Source organism: Paenibacillus mellifer (assembly GCF_023195895.1).
Taxonomy (GTDB): domain Bacteria; phylum Bacillota; class Bacilli; order Paenibacillales; family Paenibacillaceae; genus Fontibacillus; species Fontibacillus mellifer.
The window spans coordinates 76392-94146 of record NZ_JALPRK010000011.1; the positions used below are offsets into that span (position 1 = coordinate 76392).

Annotated in this window: 15 protein-coding genes and 2 pseudogenes; 11 read left to right on the forward strand and 6 right to left on the reverse strand. The window is 53.8% G+C overall.

Annotation, left to right across the window (positions count from 1 at the left end; genetic code table 11):
- Window positions 1-13 precede the first annotated feature (13 nt).
- Window positions 14-1984: a ribosomal protection-like ABC-F family protein gene (gene abc-f, locus M0651_RS13365; RefSeq protein ID WP_248552246.1), complete on the reverse strand. Its 1971-nt coding sequence runs from the start codon at window positions 1982-1984 to the stop codon at window positions 14-16.
- 357 nt (window positions 1985-2341) lie between these two features.
- Between abc-f and M0651_RS13370 the strand changes: the two are divergent.
- Window positions 2342-3009 (forward strand): annotated as a pseudogene (locus M0651_RS13370) (amino acid ABC transporter permease).
- 15 nt (window positions 3010-3024) lie between these two features.
- Window positions 3025-3782 (forward strand): annotated as a pseudogene (locus M0651_RS13375) (amino acid ABC transporter ATP-binding protein).
- 47 nt (window positions 3783-3829) lie between these two features.
- Here M0651_RS13375 and M0651_RS13380 read toward each other — a convergent pair.
- The 4 genes from M0651_RS13380 to M0651_RS13395 all read right to left on the reverse strand — a co-directional run bounded on the left by M0651_RS13380 (window position 3830) and on the right by M0651_RS13395 (window position 7486).
- The gene (locus tag M0651_RS13380) at window positions 3830-4780 is read right to left on the reverse strand and encodes a DUF4097 family beta strand repeat-containing protein (protein WP_248552247.1); all 951 of its coding nucleotides are present in this window, start codon (window positions 4778-4780) and stop codon (window positions 3830-3832) included.
- Window positions 4777-5394, reverse strand: a complete 618-nt coding sequence (locus M0651_RS13385) for an HAAS signaling domain-containing protein (RefSeq protein WP_248552248.1) — start codon at window positions 5392-5394, stop codon at window positions 4777-4779. Before M0651_RS13385 ends, M0651_RS13380 begins: the two co-directional genes overlap by 4 nt.
- Window positions 5391-5717 (reverse strand): PadR family transcriptional regulator, encoded by a 327-nt coding sequence (locus M0651_RS13390; RefSeq protein WP_155608870.1) that lies wholly within the window; start codon window positions 5715-5717, stop codon window positions 5391-5393. The genes M0651_RS13385 and M0651_RS13390 overlap by 4 nt, the downstream gene beginning before the upstream one ends.
- Window positions 5718-5917: 200 nt before the next feature.
- Window positions 5918-7486, reverse strand: a complete 1569-nt coding sequence (locus tag M0651_RS13395) for an FAD-dependent oxidoreductase (RefSeq protein ID WP_248552249.1) — start codon at window positions 7484-7486, stop codon at window positions 5918-5920.
- A gap of 183 nt (window positions 7487-7669) precedes the next feature.
- Between M0651_RS13395 and M0651_RS13400 the strand changes: the two genes are divergently transcribed.
- The 3 genes from M0651_RS13400 to M0651_RS13410 are packed head-to-tail and all read left to right on the forward strand — an operon-like array spanning window position 7670 to window position 11655.
- Window positions 7670-9340, forward strand: coding sequence for a spore germination protein (locus tag M0651_RS13400; RefSeq protein WP_248552250.1), 1671 nt, complete (start codon window positions 7670-7672; stop codon window positions 9338-9340).
- Window positions 9330-10538 carry a Ger(x)C family spore germination protein gene (locus M0651_RS13405; RefSeq protein ID WP_248552251.1) on the forward strand — a complete coding sequence of 403 codons (1209 nt, stop codon included), beginning with the start codon at window positions 9330-9332 and terminating at the stop codon, window positions 10536-10538. The genes M0651_RS13400 and M0651_RS13405 overlap by 11 nt, the downstream gene beginning before the upstream one ends.
- A 13-nt stretch (window positions 10539-10551) precedes the next feature.
- Window positions 10552-11655, forward strand: a complete 1104-nt coding sequence (locus M0651_RS13410) for a GerAB/ArcD/ProY family transporter (RefSeq protein WP_248552252.1) — start codon at window positions 10552-10554, stop codon at window positions 11653-11655.
- On the opposite strand, the gene M0651_RS13415 is transcribed toward M0651_RS13410, so the two are convergent.
- Window positions 11572-11964 (reverse strand): YczF family membrane protein, encoded by a 393-nt coding sequence (locus M0651_RS13415; protein WP_248552253.1) that lies wholly within the window; start codon window positions 11962-11964, stop codon window positions 11572-11574. The genes M0651_RS13410 and M0651_RS13415 overlap by 84 nt on opposite strands.
- Before the next feature lie 152 nt (window positions 11965-12116).
- On the opposite strand from M0651_RS13415, the gene M0651_RS13420 reads away from it, so the two are divergent.
- The 6 genes from M0651_RS13420 to M0651_RS13445 all read left to right on the forward strand — a co-directional run bounded on the left by M0651_RS13420 (window position 12117) and on the right by M0651_RS13445 (window position 17736).
- Window positions 12117-12506 carry a Fur family transcriptional regulator gene (locus M0651_RS13420; protein WP_248552254.1) on the forward strand — a complete coding sequence of 130 codons (390 nt, stop codon included), beginning with the start codon at window positions 12117-12119 and terminating at the stop codon, window positions 12504-12506.
- Window positions 12479-13303: a winged helix-turn-helix transcriptional regulator gene (locus M0651_RS13425; RefSeq protein WP_372490954.1), complete on the forward strand. Its 825-nt coding sequence runs from the start codon at window positions 12479-12481 to the stop codon at window positions 13301-13303. Before M0651_RS13420 ends, M0651_RS13425 begins: the two co-directional genes overlap by 28 nt.
- Window positions 13304-13434: 131 nt before the next feature.
- The gene (locus M0651_RS13430) at window positions 13435-14685 is read left to right on the forward strand and encodes a methyl-accepting chemotaxis protein (RefSeq protein ID WP_248552256.1); all 1251 of its coding nucleotides are present in this window, start codon (window positions 13435-13437) and stop codon (window positions 14683-14685) included.
- A gap of 130 nt (window positions 14686-14815) precedes the next feature.
- A complete protein-coding gene (locus M0651_RS13435) occupies window positions 14816-16339 on the forward strand; it encodes a spore germination protein (RefSeq protein ID WP_248552257.1) in 1524 nt (507 codons plus the stop codon).
- Complete coding sequence (locus M0651_RS13440; protein WP_248552258.1) at window positions 16326-17519, forward strand: Ger(x)C family spore germination protein; 1194 nt, start codon at window positions 16326-16328, stop codon at window positions 17517-17519. Before M0651_RS13435 ends, M0651_RS13440 begins: the two co-directional genes overlap by 14 nt.
- Window positions 17512-17736, forward strand: a complete 225-nt coding sequence (locus M0651_RS13445) for a hypothetical protein (RefSeq protein WP_248552259.1) — start codon at window positions 17512-17514, stop codon at window positions 17734-17736. Before M0651_RS13440 ends, M0651_RS13445 begins: the two co-directional genes overlap by 8 nt.
- Window positions 17737-17755 lie beyond the last annotated feature (19 nt).

Below are 17755 nucleotides of genomic sequence, written 5' to 3' on the forward strand. Positions count from 1 at the left end.
GGGATAACCTCCTTCAGTTTGGATTCTCCTCCAGCAGGGTCACGTACTGCTGGAGGAGTTCGTCGGAGCGGAGCTGCAGGGCGTCTCGCCGCTCCTGCAGCTCCGCGAGCCGCGCGGCGTCGCAGGCAGCCTCCGGCTCCTGCATCGCCGCGTCCACCGCCGCCAGCTCCGCTTCGGCGGCGGCGTAGTCGGCCTCCAGCTTGCGCACGGAGGCCGGGTGGGCCCCGGGCTTGCGCGCCGCTCCTGCGGCCGCATCGCCTTCTGCGCCGCCGGCGCTGCCGCCTGTGGCGGCCGGGCCCGCTGCGCGGGGCCCTTCTGCCACGCGGCCCGCAGGCCCCGCGTCCCCGGCGGCGGCGGCCTTCCGGGCGAGCTCCGCCCGGTAATCCTCGTAGCCGCCGAGGGTGACGGTCAGGCGTCCGCCCGCCAGCGCCCACACCTGCCCCGCTACTTTATTGATGAAGTAGCGGTCATGGGATACCGCGAGCAGCGTGCCCGGGTACTCCTCCAGCGCCTCCTCCAGCGCTTCGCGCGAATCGATGTCCAGGTGATTGGTCGGCTCGTCGAGCACCAGGAGGTTTGGCTTGCGGTGCATCAGCACCGCCAACCGAAGCCGCGTCCACTCGCCGCCCGACAGGCTGCTCACCTTCTTGAATACGTCGGCGCCGTAGAAAAGGAAGCGGGCCAGCTGCCCGCGGGCTTCACCCGCTTCGAGTCCGATTTCGTCGCGGAAATACTGCAGCACCGTCTCGTCGTGATCGGCGGGGGCCGCCTGCTGGGCCAGGTAACCCGGTTCAATGCGCGCGCCGAGCCGGACCTCCCCCTCCTGCGGCGGTTCCTGGCCCAGGATGTTCTTGAGCAGGGTGCTCTTGCCGGCCCCGTTGTCACCGATCAGTACAGCCGCCTCGCCATAGCGTAGCGTGTGGGTCAGACCGCGGTATAAGACGCGCCCGCCACGGAAGTCACCCACCTCCTTAAAGACGATCACATCCTTACCGGAACGGTCCGCATGATCCAGTTCCAGATCGATGCGTTTACGTTCCAGTATCGGCCGTTTGAGCTTGACCATACGGTCCAACGCCTTTTGCATCGAAGCCGCCCGGCGGTGAAAGCCGGGATTCGGCGGATTGGAACGGTTGCCCCATTCGATCAGTTGCTTAATCGATTCCTGCATCTTCTTGATCTTCTTCTGCTGCTCCTCGTATTCGGCAAACTGCTGAAGCAGGCGGCGTTCCTTCTCCTCCTTGTAATAGCTGTAATTGCCATGGAACGTAAACGCTTCTCCATCCTCCAGCTCAATAACCTTGCCGACAACGGCATCAAGGAAATAACGATCATGGGAAATGATCACACATGTTCCCGGGAAGGCGCGGACGTATCCCTCAAGCCATTCTGTAGCCGCCATGTCCAAATGGTTTGTTGGCTCGTCGAGCAGCAACAAATCCGGCTCCCGCAGCAAAATGACCGCTAAGCCCACCTTCGTTTTCTCGCCGCCGGACAGCGAGGCGAACGGCCGGTCGAACTGTTCCTCCGGGATGCCGAGACCTTCGGCGACCCGAGCGATCGATGCTTCGATTTCGTAGCCGCCGCCGCGCTCGAACGTTTCCTGCCGCCGGCCGTATTGCCGGAGCAGCGAATCTAACGAACCAGTTTCACTAGCTCCTGCCATTTCTGCTTCCAGCCGCCGCATTTCTGCTTCCAAGCTCCGCAAATCCGCAAAAGCCCCCAGCAGGACGTCGTAAACCGTTTCTTCCCGAGTATAATCAGGGATTTGCGCCAAACTTCCGATTCGGGCGTTCTTTCGAACCGACAGCAGACCTTGATCCGGCCGCTCTCTGCCGGATAGCAGCTTCATCAGGGTGGTCTTGCCCGCGCCGTTGCGGCCAATCAGCCCGACAGTTTCGCCTGTTTTAATTTCGAACGTCACATCACTCAGCACCAACTCGGCGCCGTAATACTTCTGTATATTTTGACCTTGGATCATCATGGTAATGTTCTCCTTTAATCCCATGCCGTCCATACAAAAAAAGAAGGCAGCAGAAAATCCTGCTGCCTTCAAAGCTCACGCGTAAGTGAGGTTAAGGTAGGAGCGGCATTTCGCAATTTGGGTTGGATATCGAGTTTCCGAAAAAGGACAGACTTCTCCCGTTGTTGGCTGCTGCATGAACATTGCCAAACATTGCCATCGGCAGTTGGCTCACTCGACTCCACGCAAATTTGCGATCCACTTCCACCCACCTCCTTCACGAAATAATTACGACAATTATATTCGTTCATTTATGGAAAATCAAGTATTCCTCTATTGTGCGTACTAGATGGATTAAAAAAACAATCCCTATGAGTGATGGATGAACGCATTTGGAATATAATCGTGGACTCATTTCTACCTCTGCTTAAAGCAGGGGTAGCCTTTACGGTTCCGCTGACGTTGATTACGTTTGCGCTAGGGCTGGTGGTGGCGGTCCTGACCGCGCTTGCGCGGTTATCGAGCATCGGGCCGCTGCGGCAACTCGCCAGATTCTACGTTTGGATTATTCGGGGGACGCCGCTGCTTGTGCAGCTATTTGTCATTTTCTACGGTCTTCCGTCGATCGGTATTATATTGGACCCGTTTCCGGCGGCAGTGATTGGTTTACGCTCAGCGTCGGCGCTTATGGATCGGAAATCGTGCGGGCGGCAATCCTGTCCATTCACGAAGGCCAATGGGAAGCGGCTTATTCCCTTGGCATGACCCGGCTGCAGGCGCTGCGGCGGATTATACTGCCCCAAGCTTCGCGGGTTTCCGTACCGCCGCTGGCCAACTCCTTCATCAGCTTGGTCAAGGATACCTCACTGGCCGCTACTGTGACATATACGGAGATGTTCCGTACGGCTCAGCAAATTACGGCGACGACCTATGAACCGCTGATTGTCTACACCGAAGCGGGTTTGGTTTATTTATTCTTCAGCACCATCCTTTCGGCGCTGCAAAATCGGTTAGAGAAGCGATTGGATCGCTTCACTGCCCGATAAGGAGGTCTGACCATCTTGATACGAATCCAAGATTTGCATAAATCGTTTGGCGCACAAGAGGTTCTCAAAGGGGTAGATCTTGAGGTCCAGCAAGGGAAGGTGTTGATGATTATCGGCCTTCCGGTTCGGGAAAAACGACCCTGTTACGCTGTTTGAACCTGCTGGAAACCCCGACAAAGGGGACTCTTCGGATCAGCGATGTCCAGCTGGAATTTGGCGATGGCCGTAAGCCGAAGCAAAGCGAAGTGCTGGCCCTGCGCAAGAAGACGGGGATGGTGTTCCAGGCTTATTATTTATTCCCGCATATGACGGCGCTCCAGAACGTGATGGAAGCCCAGGTTCAGGTGTTGAAGAGGAGTAAGTATGAAGCGCGCCGGGTCGCCTTAGAGCTGCTGAGTAAGTTGGGACTGGGCGATCGGGCGGATTTCTATCCGCATCAGCTGTCAGGCGGCCAGCAGCAGCGGGTTGGCATCGCCCGTGCTATGGCGGTCAGCCCGGACGTATTGCTATTCGACGAGCCTACCTCGGCGCTGGATCCCGAGCTGGTCGGCGAGGTACTGAAGGTGATGAAGGAGCTGGCACGAGAGGGTCGGACGATGGTTGTGGTCACCCATGAGATGAAGTTTGCCGCCGAGGTTGCTGACCGTGTGGTGCTCATGGACGAAGGGAAGATCATCGAATCGGGGACGCCGGACCAGGTGCTAAATCATCCGTCCAGTGATCGAGCCCGGACGTTCCTGAACCGGATTGCACAGCGAGAATCGAATAAATAACAAAGAAGGGGCGGAGATCACACGATCTCCGCCTCTCTTTGACGTTCTTAATGAATGCGAATGTTGCCGGAAGTCGTCCGAACCTTGATCAAATCCTGCGTTTGCCGTAAGGAATCGGGAGCGCTGATGTTCCCGGAACCCGTATGCAGATCATAGAAGCCTTTGAACTGCGCATCGGTCGACAGCGTCGCATTGCCGGAGCCCACGGTGATGTCCAGATTATCCGACCTTTGCTCTGACAGGGTGATATTCCCCGAGGTGGACTTAAAGCTGCCGTCTCCTGTAAACCGTTCAAACCGGATATTCCCGGAGCTGACTGTAGCTTGGGAGGTTCCTTGAACCTGGTTTGCAGTGATGTTGCCGGAGGTCGATTTGGCCATCAAATCGCCTTGCAGCGAATCGATCCGGATACTTCCTGAGGTCAATTTGATCTCCGTATTTCCCTGAATGTTCTCTGCCGTAATGTTTCCCGATGTACTGGCTAATTTCAACTGACCTGCCGTGACATTCTCCGCCCGGAGATTCCCTGAGCCAATGGACATATCGATGTCGCCAGCTCGCAGTCCTCGAAATGTCCCATTGCTGGAATTGGACTTGTAGTCAATCCGATCCAATTTGCTCTTGTCGCTTAGCGCTACGGTGATCCGCTGTTTGGTGGACTGGAAGTTCACCGAGAAGAAGGTCCAGTCGAAATCATCCTGCAGATCTAACTTCAGCGTGTCCCCTGAGATTTGAGTTACTTTCAGCGTGTCGATCGTCCTCTGCTCCATATTCCCGTTGATTTCCACGTAGTTCGTCCCATCGGGGCTGTCGATCAACTCCAGCTCGACGTCATAGTCGCTGTCGATCAGCAACTTCTTCAAGGCGCCTTGCTCAAACGTCCATTTCTGCTGATGGGCCGGCAACTGATCGCCGAAATCAAAATGCTGGTAAGCCATGCCGGCAAACCCAGCCAGAATCAGCAGAATCCCAATGAACGACCATCTCTTCGTATTCATGCTTGATGATCCCCTTTCGCTACCCGGACATTCCAGCGCAGGTAAGCAGCGCTCAGCCGGAGCATTCCTTTATAAACGTATCGCGTGACGACAGCGAGCAAAATGCCCAATCCGACGGCAGCGACCGAGGCAAATATTTTTGACGTGAAGAGATCCCCATGCCATACATACTCAAGTCCGAGAAGAAGGGGACTTAATATTCCGGCTGCGGCACTGGCGGCTAGGCTGACGACCACCGCCCAGAAGGAGATCAACAACGGGACAACGATGATATTAAGAAAGAACAGGCCGATGTAAACCATCATGCTGGTAAAACCGCCACGCCGCCGAACTCCGCCTTCGTTCCGATAGGCTGCGGGAGCATCTGGTACTGAAGCAGGCTCTGCACCGCCAAACCAGTACACATGCTCGCGAGGCACGTAGCGATTACCAATGGCCTCCTTGGCTAGCTCCGCCGGGTCGCCCAGCTCCAGAACGATGTCTTCCTCCGTCCGTCCGCTTTCCAAACCAAAGGCGAAGTGGGCCTCGTAATCCTCCAGCAATTCGTTTTGCTCCTCCGGCGGAAGAACCGACAAATGGGCCCGGAGATTCGCCAAAAACTCGCTTTTATTCATAAACGGCTTCCTTTCTCGATTAATGTCGAAACATTATGCACGAACTGTTTCCACTCTACGACAAGTTTCTGGGTGTACGCTTCGCCTTCGGGAGTCAGCTTGTAATATTTACGCGGGGGACCGCCTGTGGATTCCTGCAGGTATGTCGTGCAATAACCTTCACTGACCAGCCTGCGCAGCAGAGGATAAAGGGCCCCTTCGGCCACCTCGATATGCTTCGATACCGATTGGGCCAGTTCGTAACCGTACCGGTCGCGGCCTTGGATCAACACCAGCACGCATAGCTCCAAGGCGCCTTTCTTAAACTGGATGCTGATATCCAACCATGCTTCGCCTCGTTTCCTCTGAAATTGGATGTTCGTTTTGAAATTCCGCTAGTACTGAACATTAATTAGTATCACTGAAAGCATAATATCACACAGTACTGATTAAAGCAAGGTAGTGAATGAAAAAAGGCATCTGTTCCGTTGATCCCCTCACCATTCAAGGAAATCGGGTGGACAGATGCGCTTTCATTTAGGGTTCAGCTTGGCGCTTGTTCGGGCTGGCGGCGGAGAATAGGCAGCGCCTCCGTGGCCGGTCCTTCGATCACTCCGCCCTTGTAATCAAATCTGGATCCATGGCAAGGGCAGTCCCACGAACGTTCCGCCTCGTTCCATTTGACCTCGCAGCCCATATGGGTACAGGTCGTGTCCACCAGGTAGAGCAGACCGTCCTCGTCGCGGTAGGCTCCGGCGCGTTTGCCTTGGTGCTTCACCACACCGCCTTGGCCGGGGACTAAATCCTCCGGTTTGAGGTGGACGAGTTCGATTTTGCCGGTCACGAACTCCTTGGCTACATCCGCGTTCTGCGTCACGAAATGCTTGATCGAAGGGTCCGCTTTAAACCGGGAAGGCGTAAACAGATCGGTATAACGGTTTTCCTTCTCCAAGATAAGGTCGCGGATCATCATCGCAGACAGCGCGCTGGTGGTCATCCCCCATTTATAGAAGCCCGTGGCGATATAGACATTCGGATGACTCGACGTAATCCGTCCGATATAGGGCACTCCGTCCAGCGTGACCAGATCCTGCGCGGACCAGCGAACCGGAATCGATCGAATCCCCAACGTCTCCCGTCCGAATTTCTCCAGAGTTTCGTAGGACTGAATGGTACAGTCGTTCTTACCGGTCTTATGTGACTCTCCGCCGACGAGCACAACCTCCTTTCCGTCCAGCTCGGTGGAACGGAGCGAACGCTTGGGCGAGCCGCAATTGATGTACATTCCGCCAGGGTAGGCTTTCTCCGGTTCAATCGCAACCACATAAGAACGTTCCGCATGCAGCCGGGTGAAAAACAACCCCATTCCGTCAAAAAACGGATAATGGGAAGCGGATACGGCATGGCGACAAACGATGTGGTGCCCGTCTTCTGTGGTTAATCGAAGGCGTCCTTCCGCTTCCGGCTCGGCGGCATCCTGCAGGGTTGTTCTCGCAAAAACGGAGCCGCCGTGGGAGGTGACATACGCCAGCAGTTCTCGCGAGTAGTGCAGCGGGTGGAACTGCGCTTGATCCTTCATCATGATGGCGCCTCGGGCTTGCAGCGGCAAATCGAGAGAGTCCCGCCATTCTGCGGGCAAACCTAATCGTTCGTAGGCCCGCCATTCGGTCTCCAACTGCTTGAGCTGCTCCTCGGAATCGGCATACAAGTAAGCATCCTCCGGGCGGAACTGACACTCGATCTTCCGTTCCTTCACTGTCTCGGCGATCCAACGCAGCGCTTGGTCATTGGCTTCGAAATATAGTCGCGCGCCTTCCTCACCGAAATGGTTGATCAGCTTGTCGTAGATCAGACCGTGCTGAGTTGTGATTTTTGCCGTCGTGTACCCGGTCGTACCATCCAGGATTTGGCCGGCCTCCAGGATGACGACCTTAACCCCGGCTTGCACTAGTAAATAAGCGGTGGTAATCCCGGTAATCCCAGCACCGACCACGGCCACATCGGCCTCGATGTCCTCGCTTAGCTTGCCGAAATCCGGCAAAGGTGCTGTCCTCCGCCACATCGATTCCGGGAACCTCGGAAGTCCACCGGACATGAAGGGAGTTTCCTCCATTATTCGCTTCCTCCTGTCAACTTGATCTCCTAATATAGGGAGCCGTTTCGGATACATTATTTCCCGCTCTAGGTCAGAAAAACCGCCAGACGGACGCAGGTTGTCGATGTCGACTCCTGTCGCATGAAAAAGGCAAGAGAAGCAAATAATGGAGATAAGATATGCAGAACAGGAGTTGCTGACATGCTGCGCCATTTATCCCGAGGCCGTTCCGGCCGGCAGAACAAAAGCAACGAACAATCCCAAATTACCGGTGATCTGCAGCAAATGCTGGACCGCGTCGTAGCGGAGTCCGGGCATAGCCCCGATATCGTCATTCGCCATATCAAGCTGGGGGGGCCTGTTCCGGTTCCTGTGAAGGCCGCGATCGTTTATCTGAATGCCCTCAGCAACCAGCAAATGATCAATAACTTCGTGATCAAGCCGTTAATGGGGCTGGAACCCGAGAAAGTGAACGCTTATCCGACCGATCGACTTATGAAATATATCCTGGAGGATGCGCTTAGCTTGGGGGAAACCTCGGTCGTGAAGGAATGGACCGACGTGATGATGGCGGTCTTATCGGGAGACACCGTACTGCTGGTGGAGGGGAGCGATCAAGGGATCGTTTCGGGTACGGCCGGCGGGGAATGGAGGGCCGTCAACGAGCCGACTTCCCAATTGGTCGTGCGCGGTCCCAAAGACAGCTTCGTCGAGTCCATCTCGACAAATATTTCGCTGATTCGGCGGCGCATCAAATCGCCAGACCTATGGTTGGAGTCCATGAAGATTGGCTCCGTCACGCATACCCATGTGGCGATGATGTATATGAAGGGCTGCGCCGATCCGGATCTGGTAGAGGAAATCCGGCAGCGGCTAAAAGCAATTCGAATCGACGGAATCCTGGAGTCGGCGTATATCGAAGAGTTTATTCAGGATAAGACGATCACCCCCTTTCCGACCATATTTAATACGGAGCGACCGGATGTTGCCGCCGGGAATCTACTTGAAGGCCGAGTCGTTATCCTGGTCGATGGTACGCCGTATACGCTGATTCTTCCGACGGTATTTGCCCAGTTCATGCAGTCGCCGGAGGATTATGCCCAGCGGTTTGATATCAGTATCCTGATGCGCATTATTCGCTACATCTGTTTCGTGATCTTACTGCTCGGGCCGGCGGTTTATGTCGCTCTGACTACCTTCCATTACGAGATGATTCCTACACTGCTACTGGTCAGCTTAATGGCACAACGCGAGGGGGTGCCATTTCCCGCCTTTGTAGAGGCGGTCATCATGGAGGTGGTGTTTGAGATCCTACGGGAGGCGGGGGTCCGGATGCCGCGGGCGATCGGTCAAACCGTGTCCATTGTGGGCGCGTTAATCTTGGGCCAGGCGGTCGTTGAAGCGGGGGTTATCACGCCGATTATGGTCATTGTCGTAGCGCTGACGGGGATCGCGAGCTTTGCTTTGCCCTCTTACAATTTGTCTATCGCAGGCAGGCTGTTCCGGTTCTATTTCCTGGTCCTGTCCGGTCTGTTTGGCTTTTACGGGATTACGCTCGGGTTGATCATGCTGATTGCGCACATGAATAGTATCCGCTCGTTTGGCGTTCCCTACCTGTCGCCGTTTAGCCCGTTTATCCCCCAAGCCCAGAAGGACGCGATTTTGCGCTTACCCATCTGGATGCATGGGTGGAAACCATTGATGTCCTCAAGTCAGCAAGATATGAAGAAAACGGGGGAAATCAAACCGCAGGGTTCCGCTAATTCTGAGGGCGGAGAGCAGACAAGTTCTAACGAGAGACAGAAGGGCCAGAACCAAGGCAGCGATCCTGAATCCAGACAAGGAAAGCAGGAGGAACCGAATGAGAACTAGAGGACTTTGGTTACTTGCCATCCTGTGCGCTATGCTGCCCCTATCCGGCTGTTGGGATGCGGAGGAACTTAATCGTCGGGCCGTTGTTGCCGGAATTGGGATCGATCTGTCCCCCGACAAGAAGGAATACCGGGTGTCCTATCAAGTGATTATTGCCGACGAGATTTCCGGGAAGACCGGGAGAGGCGGAACCCCTACGATGGTATATAGCGCCCAAGGGCGTTCGATCATGGAAGCCACTCGCAAGGTGTCCATGCTTGTGCCGCGGCTGGTCTCAACCGCCCACGCCCGGATCGTTGTCATCTCTGAAGAGCTGGCTCGCCAGGGAATCTCCGATATTGTTGACTTTCTGGACCGGGATTCAGACATCCGCCTGACGGCAAAAATTTTCGTAGCGAAAAATGGAGCTCGGGCACACGATATCCTCTCCGGGCTCTCCGCAATGGGCAAAATTACGGCTTACACGCTTGCTCAAAAAACCGAAATGACCTCCAAGGAATACGGGGCCAATTATCCGGTTGAAATCGATGACGTGATTCGGGATATTCTTGTGCCAAACTCAGGGCCGATCATCAACGGCGTTGATATTTTGGGGAATGTCGAAGATGTTCGAAAACAAAGCAATTTGGAGAAAACGGACGCCCTTGGCATTCTTCGGATGTCTAATATTGCGGTTTTTAGAGGAGCTAGGCTGAAAGGTTGGCTGACGGAGGACGAAAGCGTGGGGCTGCTCTGGGTCAAAGGCAAACTGAACAAGACGTCGATCGTGATCACGCCGGAGGAACAGGGGGAAATCACGCTTGACGTGCGCAGAAGCAAGACCTCGACGCAGGTCCTCCTCAAGGATCCGGAGCACCCGGTCGTCCTGGTGAAGGTCACGGCCCAATTGTCGGTTCGTGAAATGGACAGCACTATCGATTTGCGCGACCCGGCTACCTTAAATGAATTGGAAGTTTACGTCAATAAGGAGATCAGGAAGAAAATGAAAGCCGTCGTCGACAAAGCCCAATCGTTGAACAGCGACATCTTCTGCTTTGGACAGACGCTGGAGCGTCAGCATCCACAGAAATGGAAGTCATTGAAAGGGCAATGGAACGAGCTCTTTCCCAAGCTGGCGGTTGAATACCACGTCGACTCGATCGTTCGCAATTCCCAAATGAGGGATCGCTCCTTCAAATACGACCTCAACAAAGAATAGGAGGCGGGATACGATGGAAACCACGAAATTCAGTCCGCTGCAATTTTTCTCCATGTTGATCATGTTTCAGTTGGGGACCGCTCTGGTTGTGAACCTGGGGATGGAAGCCCGCAAGGACGCCTGGATCGCAGTATTATCCGGCATGATCATCGGGATGCTGCTCTACCTGGGATACGCCTTCCTGTACACTTCGTTTCCGGATAAGCTGCCCACCCAGTACAGCCGTATTCTTTACGGTAAATATGTCGGCTGGCTGATAGGTTTTGCTTACACGGTATTTTATATGAACAAGGCCTCCCGCGATTTAATGGACGGCGGGTTGCTGGTCTTCGCTTCGACCCTGAAGGAAACTCCGCTCTTCATCATCAATACGATGATGATGTTGTCGATCGTCTATGTCCTGCACAAAGGGATCGAGGTGTTAGCTCGGACGGCGTTTATCCTCCTTTGGGTCGTGTTTCTGATCGGAATGACCATATTGCTGCTGGTGTTGTTTTCCGGCATTCTGGATTTCACCCGGATTCTGCCAGTGCTCAGTGATGGAGTCCAGCCTGTGTTGAAATCCGTTTATCGCCAAAACTATCAATTCCCGTTTGGGGAGATTATTTGTTTCACCATGATCATGCCGTTTTTGAATAATCAAAAAGCGGGGGTTCGAGTGGGGCTGTTATCCATTCTGTTGTCCGGACTTATATTGTCGGCCACGGTGGTGACGACGATTTCGGTTCTTGGCGTGGAGATCGCGGAGCGTTCGATTTTCCCGCTCTTGACGATGGTCGGCAAGGCCTCCATTGCCGATTTTATTCAACGGATGGATATCTTAGTGGTGATGGTGCTGATCATCGGCGACTTTTTTAAGATCTCGGTGTACTTCTACGCAGCGGTGATCGGAATATCAGACCTCCTGCAAATTCCCTATCGGAAAATTCTATATCCGTTGGCCTTGATCGTGTTATTCTCATCGTTAACGATCGCCCGAACCTACAGTGAACACGTCAAAAAGGGCGGCGAGGTCCTGTATATGATCGACCCTTTATTTTACGTTATTCTGCCCGCTGCTCTGATTATTGCTGCCTTGATTTACCGAGCCCGCTCCCGTCGGCAAGCCGGGACCTGAATCCTCCAGTGCCGTGGAGGAATCATTGTTCGTCGAGTCAGATAGAGCCCCCTCGTGCATACCGGGCCCTTGGCTGGAGTGTTGCCCACTCCCCTTCCGCTTGCGACTTATGAGATGCTGAATATCCGGCACAACCAGAAACAGGACCAGGATATAAGCAAAGATGCGTTCGGCAGGATCTGTCAGCGAGTAATTCCAATTAATGAGAAAGTTATTCCATGGAAGCCCGATCAGCACATCCACCCAGATGGTATAGCCTATCGTAAACGCGGCGATGAGGAGGGTTGTCAGATATTTACGAATCAGCATGGAGGAACACTCCCTCTTAAATAGTGATGGTACGGTTTTAGTATGAGGGAAAGTACGATGGAACATGCAGGATTTGGGGAGATCAAGGAATTGACGAATCCTAAAATAAGACTTATACTAATTCTAAAAATAACTACAGGGATTGATGATAGATGAAAGCCTTAAATTTAACGACGCAACGCCAAGCGGTTTACGATGTCGTCCGCCATGCCAGCGACCATCCTACGGCGGCAGAAGTCATGAATCGCCTGGTTGAACAAGGATATAATTTTGCTTACGGTACCGTTTATAACTCGCTGCGGTATTTGACTGACAAAGAATTGATTCGCGAATTGAAGCTGGGCGAGGCGGCGAGCCGGTATGATGCGAAGCTCGACGACCATCAACATATCTTATGCGAGGTCTGCGGCCGAGTGGATGAGGTGATGTCTCATGTGCCTGAGGAGTGGAATCGTACGGTGGCCGAAGAAACGGGTTATGACGTGCATCATGCCCACGTCGTATTCGGGGGGGTGTGTCCACATTGCCAGCAGAAGAAGTGATCAAGGAGGGAATCTCCGGTAAAGCCGTGCCTTTCCGCCGGCCGTCGGGTGTCGAAGTTGCCGAGCAAGAGGAACAGACGGCAGAACGAATAGCTTGCCCGGTGACACAGCGCGTCATTCTGATCAGTCCTTTCCCAAGCGACGTTCATGAACTGGTTCGTGATCTATCCGAGAATTGTTTCGACGTGCTCGTGTTCCATCATTGGGAGCAAGGTATCCGCAACGCCTTGGCTGCCGACTTGTTGATCTTCGATCTAACCTCCTACCGGGAAGATGAAGAGATGGCGGCCATCCGTGCGCTTGTGGGGCAGGAAACCGGCGGAACCCCGTCGCTTTTGCTTGTAAGAGAGTCAATGCTGGGGCAATTGGACCAAGGTCTGATGAATCAAGAACTCTTGGTTTGGCCGACTAGACCGATGGAGATCGTGTACCATACCCAGCGAATTATCCGCAGCAGCGGTCCTCGACCATTGTCTTCCCGTTTGCTCGCCGGCACTTCGCCGGCCATCTTCAAAGATCTATGGATCGACCGTAAGAAGATGGCTGTTTATCGGAGCGGCGCAAAGATCGAATTGACTAAAACGGAATACGAACTGCTGATCAAGCTGCTTGAGCAGGAGGGAACTGTGTTGTCCCGTGAAGAGCTGCTGTCCGAGGTGTGGGGGACTTCTTTTCTAGGAGGCAGCAATGTCGTCGATGTTCATATCAAGAGTCTGCGCAAGAAGCTGGGTGACAACGCAGCGAATCCAACCTACATTACCACAGTTCGCGGCGTTGGTTATCGACTGGCGGATTGAGACACAATACCTGATCATAATGAAACCGTCTGTCTTAGGACTGACGGTTTTTTGACATCTATATCCAAGCCCCGGAGGAGCGAGTATAATTTAGGGTATAACCTATTAATCTGTTGAAAGAAGGATCTGCTATGAAGAAACGCGTAAGGCTATCTCTGTTACTGACAACCATTCTTGTGGCGATTATCCCATGTATTCTGGATGTGGTACTGAACGGCGAAATCGAGCCGACCTGGTATCTGATTGCGGGGACTTCTGTTGTACTGGCCGCCGTGGCCGCCTGGTTTACGATTCGTATGATCGCCGTTCCACTGGATCGTTTGACGGAAACCACTCGACAAATCAGCGAAGGGGATTTAACCAAACGCGTAGCTTATTTGAACCGGCCGGATGAAATCGGTGCCCTGGCGACTCAATTTCAGCGGATGGTCGACCATCTTCGGGAGATGATTGTTAACGTTCGAGATACGACGAACCAGGTGGTAACCTCGTCGGAGCAGCTGTCGGCTGGAGCGGAGCAAACGACGAAGGCCATTGAACATGTCCATGAGGCAATCCAGGAGATCGCAGTCAGCAGCGAACGGCAGCTGTCGGAGCTTGAAGCCGGAGCCCAGGGGATGGGAGAGATGTCCAGTCAGGCCAACCTCATGTCTGAGCAAATTCATACCGTTAGCGAATCGATGGAGAAGACGACTGTAGTTGCGGAGGAAGGGAACTCGTCCGTGCTGAGTGTGGTGGAGAAGATGGAACGGATTCAGCAAACGGTTGATGAGCTGGGTGTGGTCATTCAGACCTTAGGCGAGCATACGGCGAATATCGGCGGAATTGTCGAAGTGATTACCGGCATTGCTCAGCAAACGAATTTGCTGGCGCTGAACGCCTCGATTGAAGCCGCGCGGGCCGGCGAGGATGGCCGGGGGTTTGCCGTGGTTGCTTCGGAGGTACGTAAGCTGGCGGAGGGCTCCGAGCAATCCGCGAAGCAGATTGCCGAGCTGATTAGCAGCGTCCAGGCTGAGGTTGAGCGGGCGGTTGTGTCCATGGAGGACGCGAAGCAAGGCGTTCATGAGGGGATTCTCGCCGTCGATACCTCCGGGCGTTCCTTCTCGCGGATCCGCAAAGCGGTTCGCAGTGCCGCTGAGAAGATGGAAGGGATCGTTGCTGGCGCCAAGGGGATGACCATCGGGACTGAAATTGCAAGGAACTCCATTAAGGGGAATCGGCAGGTTTCTGAAGATCTTGTGAGTCAAACGCAGACGATTTCTGCCGCAACGGAGGAACAACTCGCTTCCGTTGAGAGAATCGCGTCGTCTGCAGCCCACCTGACCCAGATGGCCGAACAATTAAAGACGATGGTGGACAAGTTCCATGTAGATCGGAAATAACCAATACCCATTGGATACATCGCTCTTCGGCGGATCGCCGAAGAGCTTTTTTTATCTACATAGATTTCCCAAAATGGTACATTCTACATCATGTCAACGAAGAATCGGCAGAGTGGCAAGGAGTGTTCCCATGAAGACCAAGGAACGTAAACAAGAGGATAAAATCAACCGAGATTTGGCGGAGAATATCAAGCAAGTGAAAAAGGTGTTTCAGGACTGCTCCGACGTGATCTACCGAGAGATTCAATTGTCAGAGCATATCCAAGGGCTGCTGGTTTATATCGAGGGAATCATCAAGGTCGAGGATGTTCAGCAGCATATTCTGCGTCCATTAATTGAGGGACTGGCCCAACACCCGCAAGCGGACGGAGAAATCTACCCCTTGTCGTTCACGCGAGTTTCCTTAAGCCAAGCGCAGTCCGCCACCGATTGGCCGGCGGTGATTAACGGAGTACTGACGGCAAACGTCGCTATTTTTGTCGAAGGCATGGACGAGGTGCTGCTGTTCAGTGTAAAAGGCGGTTCGCGGCGGAGTGTGACGGAGCCGCAGACCGAAGCGGTGATCCGCGGTCCGCGCGAAGGATTTACGGAGTCACTGCGGATCAATACCGCCTTAATTCGGTTTAAAATCAAAACCGAAAAGCTGAAGCTGCTTGATATGGTCATCGGTAAAGTGACCAAGACCGATGTCGCGTTAGCCTACATCGAAGGATTGGCCGAGGAGAATCTGATTGCCGATGTGAAGGAGCGGCTGGAGAACATCGATATCGATGGGATCCTGGAATCCGGATATATTGAGGAATGGATTGAAGATAATCCTTCCTCTCCGTTTCCGCAGATGCAGTATTCCGAACGTCCCGACTCGGTTGCCGCCCAATTGTTGGAGGGACGAGTTGCCATCTTCGTGGACGGTACGCCGTTCGTGTTGATCGCGCCAGTGACGTTATGGCAGCTTCTTCAGGCCAGCGAGGATTACTACGAACGATTCTTCATCAGCAATATGATCCGTTGGATCCGGTTCTTCTTCCTGTTCTTGGCCTTGTTCCTGCCAAGTCTCTATATTGCGGTAACCACGTTTCATCAGGATATGCTGCCCTCGACTTTGATCTTGAGTATCGCGGCCTCCCGGGAGGCGATTCCTTTCCCCGCCCTGGTGGAGGCTTTTATCATGGAAATCTCATTTGAAGCGTTGCGCGAGGCCGGCATTCGCCTGCCTAAGACCGTAGGGCAAGCGGTCAGCATTTTAGGCGCACTCGTGATCGGCCAAGCCGCGGTGCAGGCCGGTATCGTCTCCGCCCCGATGGTCATCGTCGTTTCATTAACCGGGATTGCTTCCTTTACGGTTCCCCGGTTTGGTCTCGCCGTCACGGTTCGAATGCTGCGGTTTCCCATCATGCTGCTGGCCAGTGCATTTGGTCTGTTTGGTATCGTAATCGGGGCGGTTTGGATTGTTGTTCATCTGACGCAACTCAAATCGTTTGGTGTTCCGTATATGAACGGGATTGCCCCCTATGTTCCGGAGGATACGAAAGACATCTTCAGCCGGGTACCGATGTGGAAGATGAAGAAGCGGCCTTCCGACGCTAGCCGGGCCAATATGCAACGGATCGGAAAATCCAGGCCTTTGGGGAGTGATTCCAATGAGGGTTGGTAAACTCATCCCCGCGTTCTTGCTTCCTGCGCTCGTACTGACCGGCTGCTGGGATCGCGTCGAAGTGAACGATGTAGCCTTTGTTCTGGCAACCTCAACGGACCTGGACCAAGGCCAAATCCGCTCTACCGCACAAATCGCCTTACCCAGCTCCTTGGGAGGAGCTGGCAGCCAAGGCGGAGGAGGCGGGACATCGGGAAGCAAAACCTACTTGATGGTTTCCCAGACAGCTCCTACGCCATATCAGGCCAATAAATCAATGCAGGGTAACCTATCCCGGATACTTAACTTCTCGCATCGACGCGTAACGATCTTTGGAGAAGAGTTCGCCAAATCGGGAATCGGAGAGATGGTGGATGTATTTGCCCGGTTTCCGCAAAACCGATTGACGACTTATATCGTGATGGCCCGAGGTCCGGGTTATAAATTGCTGGGGGTCGACGCTCCAATCGAGCAATCGCCTTCGGAAATGATCCGGGAGCTGACCAAGTCGGCGATGAAGGACCCGGTTAGCGTCCAAAGCATGGCCAACACTTTGCTGACGGAAGGGATTGATTTGGCGATCCCGGTCATGGAGACAAAGGAGAGTATTCCGAAGAAGGTCGGGGACGGGCAGAGCTTGGTTAAGCTGAACGGATTAGGTGTGTTCCGCGACAGCAAGCTGGTGGGCTATCTAACTCTGGAGCAAGGTCAGATGGCGATGATGGCAATGGGGCAAGCGATGAATCCCAAAGTGTCTGTCACGGTCGATGAGAAACGTCCGGAGGAGGGGGTTACGGTCGTGCTGAATCAAACCAGCGCAAAAACTCGCCCTCACCTGAGGGGTTCTAACATTTCGTTTGATATTAAAGTGAAGGCCAGAGGGTTGATCCTGGAAAATACGACCCGCCAGGATATTCAATCGACGATGATGGGGATTGTCGAGAAACGCTGCAATGAATACATCACGGAGGGGATACAGGAGGCGGTTAATGAGGCGATACGCAAGAACCGATCCGATATTTTTGGCTTCGGCGTTGCCTTGAATAATAAGTATCCTAACGAATGGAAGAAGATTCATGCCCGTTGGCATGAATTGTTGCCGGAGGTTGAGGTGAATGTCAGCTCAGATATTCGTCTGGAAAGCAGCGGTGAAATTATCAATTCGTTTGGTGTGAGGGAGGATCGTCTCGAAAATGACTAGTACCCATATATCGATGTTGCTGCTGATCGCTTTCAGCTTCTGGCGGGACAAAGAGGCGCTGCGGGAGGGAGGGCCGCTGAGCCGTTATGTGTTCTATACGCTCATGGCGGCTTCCTTCTTGATTCTGATCTATACTTCATGGGAGTCCGCCCCCTTTAATCCTGCAGAGTGGCTGGGCAGGATGTTAGCGCCGATCGCTCACTTCACCAAACCCTAGAGCGCTCGCCCGCATGAAA